The sequence below is a fragment of the Sphingobium rhizovicinum genome, assembly GCF_042647625.1.
GTDB classification, from domain to species: domain Bacteria; phylum Pseudomonadota; class Alphaproteobacteria; order Sphingomonadales; family Sphingomonadaceae; genus Sphingobium; species Sphingobium rhizovicinum.
The window spans coordinates 1,082,629-1,094,947 of the sequence record NZ_JBHRVU010000004.1; the positions used below are offsets into that span (position 1 = coordinate 1,082,629).

13 protein-coding genes and 2 pseudogenes are annotated in these 12,319 nt (G+C 64.8%); 8 read left to right on the top strand and 7 right to left on the bottom strand.

Annotated elements, in window-relative coordinates:
• Nucleotides 1–5: 5 nt before the first annotated feature.
• The gene (lnt, locus tag ACFOKF_RS06615) at nt 6–1,589 is read right to left on the bottom strand and encodes an apolipoprotein N-acyltransferase (RefSeq protein ID WP_380794188.1); all 1,584 of its coding nucleotides are present in this window, start codon (nt 1,587–1,589) and stop codon (nt 6–8) included.
• Nucleotide 1,590: 1 nt separating this feature from the next.
• Nucleotides 1,591–2,238 (bottom strand): YqaA family protein, encoded by a 648-nt coding sequence (locus ACFOKF_RS06620; RefSeq protein ID WP_380794190.1) that lies wholly within the window; start codon nt 2,236–2,238, stop codon nt 1,591–1,593.
• Nucleotides 2,239–2,517: 279 nt separating this feature from the next.
• Between ACFOKF_RS06620 and ACFOKF_RS06625 the strand changes: the two genes are divergently transcribed.
• From ACFOKF_RS06625 to ACFOKF_RS06645, 5 genes are all read left to right on the top strand, one after another.
• Nucleotides 2,518–3,288 carry a hypothetical protein gene (locus ACFOKF_RS06625; protein WP_380794193.1) on the top strand — a complete coding sequence of 257 codons (771 nt, stop codon included), beginning with the start codon at nt 2,518–2,520 and terminating at the stop codon, nt 3,286–3,288.
• 77 nt (nt 3,289–3,365) lie between these two features.
• Nucleotides 3,366–3,719 (top strand): hypothetical protein, encoded by a 354-nt coding sequence (locus ACFOKF_RS06630; RefSeq protein ID WP_380794195.1) that lies wholly within the window; start codon nt 3,366–3,368, stop codon nt 3,717–3,719.
• Nucleotides 3,668–3,970 carry a hypothetical protein gene (locus tag ACFOKF_RS06635; RefSeq protein WP_380794197.1) on the top strand — a complete coding sequence of 101 codons (303 nt, stop codon included), beginning with the start codon at nt 3,668–3,670 and terminating at the stop codon, nt 3,968–3,970. Before ACFOKF_RS06630 ends, ACFOKF_RS06635 begins: the two co-directional genes overlap by 52 nt.
• A 164-nt stretch (nt 3,971–4,134) precedes the next feature.
• Nucleotides 4,135–5,451 carry a glutathione S-transferase family protein gene (locus ACFOKF_RS06640; RefSeq protein ID WP_380794200.1) on the top strand — a complete coding sequence of 439 codons (1,317 nt, stop codon included), beginning with the start codon at nt 4,135–4,137 and terminating at the stop codon, nt 5,449–5,451.
• Nucleotides 5,452–5,610: 159 nt separating this feature from the next.
• Complete coding sequence (locus ACFOKF_RS06645) at nt 5,611–6,405, top strand: hypothetical protein (RefSeq protein ID WP_380794202.1); 795 nt, start codon at nt 5,611–5,613, stop codon at nt 6,403–6,405.
• A 22-nt stretch (nt 6,406–6,427) separates the two neighbouring features.
• Here ACFOKF_RS06645 and ACFOKF_RS06650 read toward each other — a convergent pair whose 3' ends face one another.
• The gene (locus ACFOKF_RS06650) at nt 6,428–6,838 is read right to left on the bottom strand and encodes a hypothetical protein (RefSeq protein WP_380794204.1); all 411 of its coding nucleotides are present in this window, start codon (nt 6,836–6,838) and stop codon (nt 6,428–6,430) included.
• 345 nt (nt 6,839–7,183) lie between these two features.
• Between ACFOKF_RS06650 and ACFOKF_RS06655 the strand changes: the two genes are divergently transcribed.
• Nucleotides 7,184–7,462: an endonuclease domain-containing protein gene (locus ACFOKF_RS06655; RefSeq protein ID WP_380794207.1), complete on the top strand. Its 279-nt coding sequence runs from the start codon at nt 7,184–7,186 to the stop codon at nt 7,460–7,462.
• 90 nt (nt 7,463–7,552) lie between these two features.
• On the opposite strand, the gene ACFOKF_RS06660 is transcribed toward ACFOKF_RS06655, so the two are convergent.
• Nucleotides 7,553–8,389, bottom strand: a complete 837-nt coding sequence (locus ACFOKF_RS06660) for a hypothetical protein (RefSeq protein ID WP_380794209.1) — start codon at nt 8,387–8,389, stop codon at nt 7,553–7,555.
• A gap of 191 nt (nt 8,390–8,580) precedes the next feature.
• On the opposite strand from ACFOKF_RS06660, the pseudogene ACFOKF_RS06665 reads away from it, so the two are divergent.
• Nucleotides 8,581–9,899: pseudogene (locus tag ACFOKF_RS06665) on the top strand (M28 family peptidase).
• A gap of 108 nt (nt 9,900–10,007) precedes the next feature.
• A pseudogene (locus tag ACFOKF_RS06670) lies at nt 10,008–11,320 on the top strand (DNA-packaging protein).
• A 5-nt stretch (nt 11,321–11,325) separates the two neighbouring features.
• Here ACFOKF_RS06670 and ACFOKF_RS06675 read toward each other — a convergent pair.
• From ACFOKF_RS06675 to ACFOKF_RS06685, 3 genes are read right to left on the bottom strand one after another with little or no spacing between them, the layout of a single operon-like run.
• Nucleotides 11,326–11,688: a hypothetical protein gene (locus tag ACFOKF_RS06675; RefSeq protein WP_380794211.1), complete on the bottom strand. Its 363-nt coding sequence runs from the start codon at nt 11,686–11,688 to the stop codon at nt 11,326–11,328.
• A complete protein-coding gene (locus ACFOKF_RS06680) occupies nt 11,676–11,975 on the bottom strand; it encodes a type II toxin-antitoxin system RelE/ParE family toxin (protein WP_380794214.1) in 300 nt (99 codons plus the stop codon). Before ACFOKF_RS06680 ends, ACFOKF_RS06675 begins: the two co-directional genes overlap by 13 nt.
• Nucleotides 11,972–12,241 (bottom strand): CopG family ribbon-helix-helix protein, encoded by a 270-nt coding sequence (locus tag ACFOKF_RS06685; RefSeq protein WP_380794216.1) that lies wholly within the window; start codon nt 12,239–12,241, stop codon nt 11,972–11,974. The genes ACFOKF_RS06680 and ACFOKF_RS06685 overlap by 4 nt, the downstream gene beginning before the upstream one ends.
• Nucleotides 12,242–12,319 lie beyond the last annotated feature (78 nt).

Below are 12,319 nucleotides of genomic sequence, written 5' to 3' on the forward strand. Positions count from 1 at the left end.
GGTTATTAGCTTTTGCCTCGGCGCAAGGCAAGGGCTGCGCCGAGAAGCAGGAGCATCAGGGCGAAAGGCGCCCAGTTGCCGAGCCGCGCGAACAGCGTGGGCGGTAGCGCGGGCGGCAGGCCGGAATCGAGGAAGCCGGCGCGGTTGAGGCCGAGGGCGTGGACGACCTGACCGCGCGCGTCGATGATCGCCGAGACGCCAGTGGGGGTGGAGCGGATGATGGGGATGCCCTCCTCCAGCGCGCGCAGGCGGGCTTGGGCGAGATGCTGGACCGGACCCCAACTGCCGAACCAGGCGTCATTGGACGGGTTGAAGAGGAAGTCGGGGCGGTTGTGCGCGTCGATCACCTGTCCGGAGAAGATGATCTCGTAGCAGATCTGGATGCCCATTTTGAGCGCGGGGCGGCCGGTCGTGGCGGGCAGCGTCAGGCTTTGCGGGCCGGGGCCGGGCCAGAAATCGGCGTCTCCGGGCACAAGGCGGGACAGGCCGATGGGTTCGAGGATGCTGCGCATCGGCAGATATTCGCCATAGGGCACCAGATGCGCCTTGGAATAGCGGCCGGCGATGGTGGCGGCCGGGGTGACGATCCAGACGCTGTTATTGGCGCCGGAGAGTTTGTTGACGAGCGCGCCATTCTCCTCGACCGGCTTGAAATAGATCTTGTCCCCGCCGGTCAGCAGCAGGTCGCCCGGACCCAGCAGGCTGGCGAGGCGGCCGCGCCAGTCAGGCTCCATATCGAGATAGGCGGGGATCGCCGCTTCGGGCCAGAAAATGAGGCGTGGGGCGGGACGGGGCTGGCCGGAGAGGGTCGAGAGCTTGCGGAAGTTGCGATATTCCGCCTCGACCGAATATTTTTCGTCCTGGCCGATATTGGGCTGGACGATGCGGATGCGCGGCGCGCCGGGAGGGGCGGCGGGGCCGGGGGCGAGCAGGCCCCAGAGAGAGAAGGCGAAGAAGGGCAGCAGCAGAGCGGCGGCGGGGCGAAACTGTCGGCGCAGGGCGAGCAGCAGGCCGCCGGCGGTCAGGATCATGATGGCGCCAAGGCCATAGGTGCCGATGAGGGTTGCGCCGATCGCAGCGTGCGGGGCGATCAGGATGACGCCGAGCGGGTTCCAGGCGAAGCCGGTGAAGAGGGTGGCGCGCAGATATTCGGTGGCGATCCACAGGGCGGCGAAGAGGAGGATGAAGGATAGAGGCTCGCGCCGTTCGTCTGCCCGGCCCTTGCCTAGCCAGGAGGAGAGGAGTTTGTCGGCCCGCCAGGCGCAGAGCGTCGCCAGGCCCGGATAGACGGCGAGGTAGAGGGACAGGAGCACGACCGCGCCATAGCCGAACCAGTGTGGCATCGAGTCCTGAAAGGTGAAGGCGTGGGCGATCCAGTTGAGGCCGCAAGTGAAATGGCCGACGCCGAACAGCCAGCCGCGGGTGAAGGCGGCGCGGCGGTCGGGCGCGGTTTCGACAATCTGGATCAGCGCGATCAGGCAGGCGAGCGTCACCGGCCAGAGATTGAGCGGCGCAAAGCCAGTCGCTGACAGCAGACCGGCCAGCAACGCCGCCCCCCCGGGATAGCGGACGAAAGCCTGTTTTAGCACGTCAGCGGCCGGCCGAACCGATGGTCGCCATGGTGGCGTGGCTGCATTTGTCGTCCTTGTGCCCGCCGCCGGTCAGCATCGAGGCGGCGAGGAAGCCGCCGACCAGCAGCACCAGAAAAGCAGCGGAGAGGAGGGCGAGATATTTCTCGATGAAGGCTTTGATGGGGCGGCCGAATTTCCAAAAGAGGAAGCCCACCAGCATGAACTGGAACGCGCGGGAGAGGATGCTGGCCCAGAGGAAGGTGAAGAGCGACAGGCCGATAAAGCCCGCCGTGATGGTGATGAGCTTGAACGGGATGGGCGTTGCGCCCTTGATCAGGATGATTTCCGCCCCGTAATCGCGCAGATAGCAGGCCGCGACCGGGAATTTGGCGGTAAGGCCGAGCGCGGCGAGGATTTGATGCCCGACCGCTTCATAGAGGAAATGGCCGATGCCATAGCCCAGCAGCCCGCCCAGCACCGAGGCGAGGGTGCAGATGAAGCCGAAGCGGATCGCCTTTTCCGGGCGGGCGAGGCACATCAGGCCCAGCAGCGGGTGGGGCGGGATCGGGAAGAAACTCGATTCCATGAAACTGATGGCAAAGAGCCACCGTTCGGCGTGGCGATGGGCGGCCTTGGCCAGCGTCCATTGATAGAGCTTCGTAAGCATCGCGGTCAGGTCGTCTTTCCGCCCAGGCCGGGCTGCAAATGGCGCTTTTCTGCGCTTCCGGTGCTCACGTGCTTTAAGCACGCTCCGCGCCGGTTCTCAAAAATCACCATTTTCGCCTCGGCCTGAACGGAAACTCGACCTGCCCGTAGACGAACTGGGTTCTGCTAGCCAGCGCTTTTGCGGGTGCGAAGGCTTTAAGCTTCGCCCGCCGACGGGCTTGATTGTTCCGCGCCGTCTGGGCATGACCCCATCCCGATAGTCCTGTCCGGTCGCCGCATCTTGAACATTCCCCCTATTCCATGGCCAAAGGTGCGGCAGCGCGCAGGCGGCATCGTCTTTGCGTTGGTCCTCAATCTGTTGTTGCTGCTGGCGCTGTTCACCCTGTCGCCGACATTTGATCCGCCCAAGCAGGATGACCGGATGGCGGTGACGTTCGACGTCGAAACCGGCCCCAAGAACGACCAGCAACAGGCCAAGGCGGAAAAGACGCAGAAGCGCGAGCAGGACAAGGCGCAGCCGCAGAAACAGGCCGACCCGGTGGTGCGGCCGCCCATCCCGGTGGAAAAGCCCGCCGAACAGCCACCATCCCCATTCCCCTTCCTGACGCTCAATCGCGAGCAGATGGCGTCGGCCGACATTGGCAGCATGCCCAAGGGGACGCAGGGCGCGGGACAGGGCAAGGGCGACAGCGCCATGGTGCAGGGGCCGGGCGAAGGGCCGGGCGGGGTGCAATTGTTCGAGGCGGAATGGTATCGGCGGCCGACCCATGCCGAATTGTCGACCTATCTGCCGGGCAATGCCCCGCCGCAGGGTTATGGTCTGGTGGCGTGCAAGACGGTCGACCATTATCATGTCGAAAATTGCCAGATTTTGGGGGAATCGCCGCTGGGATCGGGCTTTGCCAAGGCGGTGCGGCTGGCGGCGTGGCAGTTTCTGGTGCTGCCGCCGCGGGTGAATGGCAAGGTGATGGTGGGCAGTTGGGTGCGCATCCGCATCGATTATACCCGCACGATGGTTCCGGCCGGGGCCGGGCCGGGCATCGGGGAATAGCCAATCCGACGGGAGCGGATCGCGCGGGGCGGGGTCCGGCAGGATAGACGCAGCGCATCGATCAGGGAGACGGGACGATGCGGATTGCGGTGCTGACATGCGACGGATTCAACGAACTGGACAGTTTCGTGGCGCTGGCGCTGCTCAATCGCGTGCCGGGATGGCGGGCGGATTTGTGCGGGCCGGGAAAGACGGTGACGTCGATGAATGGCGTGCGGGTTGAGACACAACAAGACATTGAATTTCTTGAACAAGCGGACGCTGTTCTGGTGGGGAGCGGGGTGCGGACGCGGGAAATCGTTTCGGATACGAAACTGATGGCGCGCATAAGGCTGGACCCCGCCGGCAGATTATCGGGGCGCAATGTTCGGGCGCGCTGGTGCTGGCGACGCTGGGGCTGCTGGGCGATGCGCCGGTGTGCACCGATGTGACGAGCAAGCCCTGGGTGATGGAGACAGGCGCGCGGGTCGTGGACGCGCCTTTCCACGCGCGCGGCAATGTGGCGACGGCGGGCGGATGCATGGCGGCGCATTATCTGGCGGCCTGGACGATCGCGCGGGGCGCGGGCGTGGAGGCGGCGCGGGCGGTGATCGACTATGTCGCGCTGGTGGGCGAGAAAGCGGAGACGGTGGCGCGGGTGATGGGGGTGGTGACGCCGTTTCTGGCGGTTGGGGTTGAATGATGGCTGATTTGGTATAATTTCTACGAAATGTGGAGGGCTATTGGATTGATGTCGAAGTTTACGTGTACTTCGCTGAATGCGGCGCTGCCGGGTTTCTCGACTGCGCTCGAAATGAACGGGACGAAATAAAGGCATCCGAATCCAAGGCAGCGGCGGGGAATGGCATGGCGCGACGGGACTGGCATATGGCGGTGATGGGCGTGCTGGCGGGCGCGGCGTCCGCCCCGGTGCTGGCGCAGGAGCGCGCGGAGGATGCGCCGATCATCGTGGAGGGGCGGCGGGACGATGCGGTGCTGGCGCGCGGGCAATGGCGCGTGGCGATCAGCCGATCCTATCATTTCGGCCGCCCGCTCGACTGGGACGAGATGCGGCCGCAGGGGACGGAGAAGGAATGGCGCTTCTGCCTGCCCGACAGCGATGTGGCGGCCTTTGCCCGGCTGCTGGTGGGGGAAGGCCGGTCCGAAGCGGCGGGCGGAACGCGGTGCGGGGCGCTGAAAATCGACATGGGCGAGGGCCGGTTGCGCGCGACGCAGAGTTGCAATGGCGGCCATATGGTGACGGGCAAGCCCAAGACATCCAAACCGGCGCGACAGAGCGTGACCGTGACGGGGGATTATGGGCCGGACCATATCAAGCTGAATTTCGAGGGGCGGCAGGAGCCTATGGCGCCCGATCCGGGCTATCAGGTGCAGCCCGACAGGCGGCGGTGGACGATCATCGGCGAGCGGATGGGGGATTGCCCGGCGGGGAAGATGGGCGGGAGTGACCTTGCGGGTTGCAATCCGCCACTGGCCTGCGATGGTGCGGCCATCCGACCATGTAAGAGGAGGAACGGCATGATCATTCATGGGGCGCGGCCGTCGCCATTTGTGCGCAAGGTCGTCGTCTTTGCCGCCGAGAAGGGCATAGACGTGACGGTGGAGCCGGCAGGCTTTGGGCGCGGGGCGGAGGGCTATCTGAAAGGGTCGCCGTTCGGCAAGATACCCGCGCTGGAGGATGGCGATTTCCTGCTATGCGATTCGACCGCGATTGTCACCTATATGGATGCCCTGAAGCCCGGCGAGGAGATGATCCCGGCGGCGCCGAAGGAGCGCGCGCGCACCATATGGTATGAGGAATTTGGCGATACGATCGTGCAGGCGGCGGGGCAGAAGATCTTCTTCAACCGGGCGGTGGCGAAAAGGCTGAAGCGCGAGCCGAATCTGGCGGCGGCGGACCTGGCCGAGGCGGAAGAAATGCCGAAAATCCACGATTACCTGGAGTCCGTGCTGGTCAACAAGGACTGGCTGGTGGCGGATCGCTTTACGCTGGCCGATCTGGCGGTGGGCTGTCCGCTGATCAATGTCGGCTATGTTTCGGCGGGGCTGGGCGCGGATCGCTGGCCGCGCACGGTGGCCTGGCTGGAGCGGGTGAAGGCGCGGCCGAGCGTGGCGGCGGCGATGGCGGCGGAATGGCCGATGGTGGCGCCGATGCTGGCGTAAATAACCCATATGGTGATTTTTGCTTGACAGCGTCACGCTGTTCTGGCAGGAATGTGGATGTTGGGAAAATGTGAGTCGCCGGCATGGCGGTGCAAAGGGCTGGTCCAGTTTTGGGCCGGCCCTTTTGTTGTGCCGTGCGCCGGCGGGAGGGAGCGGGATATGGCGAAGCGGGGGCGATCGGCAAAGCGGGCGGGGCGCAAGAGCGCCCGGATTCCCAAGGAAACGCCGCCGGCGCAGGCGGTTGTGACGCGCAAGCTGGTGATGCGCCGGCAAGCGATCGGCCTGCGGATCGGCGGGCAGCGGGGCGGCGGCAAGCGGGCGGGCGCGCAGGCGGGTGCGAAGGACGATGTGTGCGTGCAGTTGGCCTCGGCGCGCAGTGATGGCTGGACGGGGGAGAAGGAACAACGGTTTTTGGCGACCCTGGCCCTGACCTGCAATACGAGCGAGGCGGCGCGCGCTTCGGGCCTGTGCCGGGCCAGCGTCTATCGCCGACTGTCGAAGGATGCCGCCTTTGCCCATGCATGGATGGAGGCGAAATCCATCGGCTATGAGGAAATCGAGCTGATGGCGATGCGCGCCGTGCGGTTCGGCAATGAGGTGGAGGAGATGGTGTATGAAGCCGTGAAGGCGCAGGATCGGGGCGGGGCGGTGGAGGCTGCGGGCGCGGGTGACGGGGCGGGCGCGGGTGAGGCGTCGGAGGCCGTGGTGGATGCCGGGGCGCCGGCGATGCGGATGAAGACGCGCAAGGTGAAGCGCAGTCGCGACCTGACGATCGCGCTGCGGCTGCTGACCCTGCATCGCGAGGGGGTGATGGCCTATCGCGAGGCGCGCGCCGCCGCGCAGAGCGCCGCACAACGCCCCGACAGCCCCGAAGCGATCGCGCAGTCCGATGAAATGATGCGGATCATCCGGCGGGAACGGACGGCGCGGGGGAGTGAGGGGATGGTGAGATAGGGGTGATTAGGGGAATGGCGGCTTATGCGAAATCACACGGGCGATAAGGGCGTCTGCGCCCTATGAGGGCCGCATTTTTATGGGGCAATCGAAGTTCAAATCGCTTCAACTCGCGAGCGGCGTCAACGTGTCCAAGCTTGGCAGCACGTGCCAGCCAATACCGATATCCGTGAAGATCACGTCCATTGAATGCGTTCATGGCAAGATGCTGCGCGGCGGTTAGGTGACCACGACGAAATGCTCGATAGGCAAGGCCAGCTTGGCTAAAGGGATTGGCAATGCTGCCGGCCTTGTCAAATGTGCTGCCAAGTTCCGTCATCGCTAATGGATCGCGCTGAAAGGCAAGGTGCCAGATTATAGGCATAGCATAGCCAGTTTTGTGATTGTCGCGGATACTCCAATATCGATTCCAGAGACGATCATTTTTGGTCATAGCTTATCAATGCCATGCGTACTGGATGTCCACAATCGGGAACAATTTTCGAGATGTGGATGGCGCAAAATGGTCGTAAATCTTCCAACGTACCGGCTGCGCAGCCCCTCACCCTTCCGCCGCGCTTCGCACGGCTCCCTCCCTCTCCCGGTGGGAGAGGGATTGTGCTGGCGAGCTTCTTTCTTTCGTCATGCCGGGCTTGACCCGGCATCCCGCTTTTGCCCTCTCCCGTCTTTACGGGAGAGGGTTGGGTGAGGGGCTTTCTTCCTGTACGGTAAATTGATGCTTCCCGTTCGGCGACAGATCAATCCGTATGCCGCACAACTGCGCCGGGATGCTACGGACGTGGAGCAGAAATTCTGGGCCGCCCTGCGCAATCGTCAATTGGATGGCTTTAAGTTCCGACGTCAGGCAACGATTGGACCGTTTGTCGTTGACTTTTTATGCATAGAACGGCGGCTGATCATCGAACTTGATGGTGGCCAGCATGACGAAGGTAAGGATGCGGCGCGATCAGCATGGCTACAGGCCAAAGGCTATCGGCTGTTACGCATTTGGAATCATGAGGCGATCGAGAATTTTGACGGGGTGATGGAAGCCATCCGTCTGGTGCTGATCGAGTAAGAAGACCCTCACCCAACCCTCTCCCGTGAAGAACGGGAGAGGGCTTTGAAGGTTAGTGGGTGGCGCGGATTTCGAGTGCGGGCTGGGCCGTCAGATCGAAAAGTCGAAGATGCGGGCGGTCATGGCGCCGGATGATCCGCCGGGAGTGAGCGCATAGATGAAGCCATATTCGCCGGCAGGGAGGTCCGCCGTGGGTGTGACGCGGAAGACGCCGGGGCGGACCATTTCATAGTCGAAGGCGATCCGGTCCTTGTCCATGACGCCGGTCTTGGCTCCGCCGATATTGGCGCTGCCGACGCGGGCTTCGCGGCGGCCGTCCTTTTTCATGAGCCGGATCAGCGTGAACTCAGAGGGAGAGGAGACGGTGGCGGCATTGCCGGACGACCAGGAGGTCGACAGTCGGGCGGTTTCCGGGTTGGATTCATCGAAGAAGAAATAGAAGCTGGGCTTGCCGGGTTGGGCATGCACGCGGGCGGTTTCGTTCTGGATTGCGGCCTTGATGCTCATGGAGGCGATGCCGCCGGTCAGCGCATAGCCGAAAATACCGCCGGTCTTGGCTTGATTGGTGGCGGTAGGGTCGATCCGCTGCATGCGCGCGCCGGACCCCATATAGGACAGGAGATAGACGCCGGTCGGATGCGGCACGAGCGGGTCGGGAGAATCCATCGACATGGCCGGCGCTGCGGCGGCCGGCGCGTTGCTGAGCATGGCGGCGATGATCGGCCCGGAGACGCCTTTGCTCTTGAGCGCCAGCATCTGATCGGTCGAGAGGTCGAACTTCGTGCCGGAACTCTTGATCTTGGCGATCACGGCTTCGTCGCCAATCCCTGCGCTGGCCAGCGCGATGACGCTGTCGACGGTCAGGGTTTCGGCAAGAGCAGGTGTCGCAAGGGCCAGCGCGATGGCGGCTGCCGTCATTTTGTACATAAGTTTTCCCCCAATAGTAGCGGTTCGCCCCAGAACCGGATGCGTTCATGCAAATGGACCGCTAGTCGTTGGCCGGTAAATATTTGATTGATCTTGCGCTTTATTTGGGGCGGCTGTTTCGGGGCGGGACGGTGATGGGGTTGGCGATGCGGTGGTTTACAGGCGTGCAACAGGCGATATGCAGGGGAGTCATGAAGACCATCATCCTGATCGCCAGCGCCGGTGCGCTTTCCCTGTCCGCCGTGACGCCCGCCTTTGCCGAAGCGAAAGCGCCCGATCCCGCGCGGATGAAGGGGACGGTGGAGAAACTGGTCAGCTTTGGCACGCGGCACACCTTGTCTTCGGCGACCGACCCCAAGCGCGGGATCGGCGCGGCGCGGCGGTGGGGCGCGGAGGAGTTCGGCCGGATTTCCAGGGGCTGTGGCGGGTGCCTGACGATCGAGACGATCGCGGATCGCTTTACCGGGCCGCGCGCGCCCGACGGGGTCGAGGTGGCCGACGTGCTGGCGATCCAGAAGGGGACGGGTGATCCAAGCCAGGTGGTGATCGTCGCGGGGCATATCGACAGCCGCGTGACCGATGTGATGAATATCAAGGACGATGCGCCGGGCGCGAATGACAATGCGTCCGGCACGGCGCTGGTGATCGAGGCGGCGCGGGTGCTGGCGGGGGAAAAGTTCGACGGGACGATCGTCTATGCGCTGCTGTCGGGTGAGGAGCAGGGGCTTTGGGGCGCGAAACTGCTTGCCAGCACGGCCAGGGCGCGCGGCTGGCAGGTGCGGGCGATGCTGAACAATGACATTGTCGGCAACACGGTCGGGCAGAATGGCCATGTGGTGGCGGACCGGGTGCGGGTCTTTTCCGAAGGCATTCGCTTCGCCGAGGACGCCAAGGCCAATCTGACGCGCCGGGCGATCGGCGGCGAGGATGACGGGCCTTCGCGCGCGCTGGCCAAGAAGGTCGACGGGATTGCGGAGGCCAATCCGCAGATCGGGCTGGATGTGTTTGCGGTGCGGCGGCTGGACCGTTTCGGGCGCGGGGGCGATCATTCGCCCTTTCTGGAGCTGGGCTTTCCGGCGGTGCGCTTTTCGGTGGGGATCGAAAATTATGACCGGCAGCATCAGGATCTGCGGACCGAAAATGGCCGCGTCTATGGCGATACGGTCGAGGGGATGGACTTTCCCTATCTGGCGAAGGTGACGGCGCTGAATATTGCGACGCTGCGCGTGCTGGCAGATGCGCCGGCCGCGCCGGCCACGGTGTCGCTGGACGGGGCGCTATCGATGGATACGCGGGTGTTCTGGGACGCCGTGCCGGGGCGGCGGCCTATAAGGTCTATTGGCGGCGGGCCGATGCGCAGGACTGGACCGACAGCCGGGTCGTGACCGGCGGGACGCAGGTCGTGCTCAAAGATGTGGTCGTGGACGATCATTTCATCGGCGTGGCGGCGGTGGGCAAGGACGGGGCGGAAAGCATCGTCACTTTTGGCGGGATGGCGCCGCGGAAGTAGGAGGGCGGCGCAGAGGCGCGGAGCGCATCGGGATTTTGGGGAAGGCCGCCTGTTGGGCGGCCTTTTTGTTTTGCGGGCAAGGCAGGCGAAATGTTCCGGGGGAGGGCGATGGAGCGGTCTGATCGGGAATGGCTGGACGGCGCGGAGGCGGCGTTCCAGGCGCGGCTGCATGCGGGCAAGGCCGGAGCGGCGGCCGAATATCTGGCATGGCGATGGGATTTTACCGCGCGGGCGGGGCAATTGCCGCCGCCGGGCGACTGGCGCATCTGGCTGATGCTGGCGGGGCGCGGATTTGGCAAGACGCGCGCCGGGGCGGAATGGGTGCGGGGCATTGCGGAGGCGAACCCGGCGGCGCGGATCGCGCTGGTCGGCGCGACGCTGGGCGAGGCGCGCAGCGTGATGGTGGAGGGGGAGAGCGGGCTGCTGAGCATTGCGCCATGGTGGGCGCGGCCGGACTATGCGCCGGCGCTGCGGCGGCTGCGCTGGCCCAATGGCGCGCAGGCGCAGCTGTTCGGCGCGGCCGAGCCGGAGAGTTTGCGCGGGCCGCAGTTCAGCCATGGCTGGGCCGACGAGATCGCCAAATGGGCGGGCGGGCAGGCGGCGTGGGACAATCTGATGATGGGGATGCGGCTGGGGGATGCGCCGCGCGTGCTGGCGACGACGACGCCGCGGCCGGTGCCTCTGGTGCGGGGGCTGATGGCGCGCCTTGGCGAGGATGTGGCGATGACGCGGGGGCGGACGGCGGACAATGCGGCCAATCTGGCGCCCGGCTTCGTTGAGGCGATGGCGGCGCGCTATGGCGGCACGCGGCTGGGTCGGCAGGAACTGGACGGCGAGATGATCGCGGAGGCGCAGGGCGCGCTGTGGACGCGGGATATGATCGAAGGGTGCCGGGTGCGCCATGTGCCGGGCGCCTTGACGCGGGTGGTGGTGGCGGTCGATCCGCCGGCTTCGGCCGATGGGGATGCGTGCGGGATCATCGTCGCCGGGCTGGGCGGGGACGGGCGCGGCTATGTGATTGCGGACGCGAGCGTGGCGGGGATGCGGCCCGAAGGCTGGGCGCGCGCGGTGGCGGCCGCCGCGATGGTGCATGGCGCGGATCGGGTCGTCGCCGAGGCGAATAATGGCGGGCAGATGGTGGAAAGCGTGCTGCGCGCGGCGGAGGCGGCGCTGCCGGTGCGGCTGGTCCATGCGAGCCGGGGAAGGTGGCGCGCGCGGAGCCGGTGGCGGCTCTCTATGAGGCCGGGCGGGTGGCGCATCGCGGGGCCTTCCCCGAACTGGAGGATGAGATGTGCGGGTTGCTGGCGGGGGGCGGCTATGTCGGGCCGGGGCGATCGCCCGACCGGGCCGACGCGCTGGTGTGGGCGATGAGCGAGCTGATGCTGGGGAAGGTGGGCGAAGCGCGGGTGCGGGGGATGTGAGGGGATTAGCAGGGGCCGTGCCAGAACAGGCCTTTTATCGGTTCGGAATAGCATGGGATGGGCATGGTGAGGCTGTGGCCGTCGCGCGGGATTTCATAGCCCCAGCCGCCGTCGAAGCCCTGTCGGATTTGGATGTAGGTTGCCTTGTCGTTCACCATCACGCTTGTTGGGGCGAGGCTGGTGATGGTGGGCGGCCATTGGTTTTTGGGAATGTCTGCCCCGGTTTGGCCAGTGGGCACGGGATGGCCTTTCGCAAGCGACTGGGCCTCGTTTCTGATCGCTTCCAGTTTTGCGGGATCGGCAACGGGGCGGGCGCAGGCGGAGAGCAATGTTAGCGCCGACAGACTGGCCAGCTTCATTCCGGCCATGAATCCGGTGTCCAGTCGCGCGATGTGTGGATGACGTGGAGGATCGTCAGCACTTTGTCGCCTTCGTTCAGCGCATAGGCAATGACATAGGGGAGGCGATGGACGGATTTTTCGTAGGTGCCGCTCACGCGGCCAGGATGGCCGGTTGCAAATTCTCCCAAGGCATTGCCTGTTTTCTCGATCGCGCGAACAACCCGTTCAGCGGCATCGGGATCGGCGTCCGCTATATGTCGCAGGATGTCAAAATAGTCGTTCCGCGCTTCATTTGACCAGACGACGCGCCTCACGGGCGGCGGGCGCGTTTCTGCCGCGCCTCGGCAATGATCTGATCGGCTCTTGCCATCACTTCGTCATGCGGTGTTACCCGGCCCGCTTCCATGTCGACCAGGCCCCGCTTTATGCCTTCGATGATCTGTAATTCGCGGTTCACATAAGCTTCGACCGCTTCGGCAGCCAGATAGGATTTTGTGCGGCGGGTATTTTCTGCGAGGCGGCCGAGCTTTTCCTTGAGATCGGGCGTTACCCTGATGGTCATCGTCGTGCTGGCGCCCATGGCATAATCCTTCGCTTTGATGTGTACCTTGTAACACAAGTAACTTTGCTTGTGCATAAAGTTTCAAAGCAAGACCTT

What these genes read in the sequence shown, in the direction of transcription:
- ACFOKF_RS06650 (WP_380794204.1), bottom strand. Translation starts at nt 6,838, where the DNA reads ATGACCAAAAATGATCGTCTCTGGAATCGATATTGGAGTATCCGCGAC.
- ACFOKF_RS06675 (WP_380794211.1), bottom strand. Translation starts at nt 11,688, where the DNA reads ATGGCCGGAATGAAGCTGGCCAGTCTGTCGGCGCTAACATTGCTCTCC.
- ACFOKF_RS06620 (WP_380794190.1), bottom strand. Translation starts at nt 2,238, where the DNA reads ATGCTTACGAAGCTCTATCAATGGACGCTGGCCAAGGCCGCCCATCGC.
- ACFOKF_RS06640 (WP_380794200.1), top strand. Translation starts at nt 4,135, where the DNA reads ATGGCGCGACGGGACTGGCATATGGCGGTGATGGGCGTGCTGGCGGGC.
- ACFOKF_RS06630 (WP_380794195.1), top strand. Translation starts at nt 3,366, where the DNA reads ATGCGGATTGCGGTGCTGACATGCGACGGATTCAACGAACTGGACAGT.
- ACFOKF_RS06685 (WP_380794216.1), bottom strand. Translation starts at nt 12,241, where the DNA reads ATGGGCGCCAGCACGACGATGACCATCAGGGTAACGCCCGATCTCAAG.
- ACFOKF_RS06660 (WP_380794209.1), bottom strand. Translation starts at nt 8,389, where the DNA reads ATGTACAAAATGACGGCAGCCGCCATCGCGCTGGCCCTTGCGACACCT.
- ACFOKF_RS06645 (WP_380794202.1), top strand. Translation starts at nt 5,611, where the DNA reads ATGGCGAAGCGGGGGCGATCGGCAAAGCGGGCGGGGCGCAAGAGCGCC.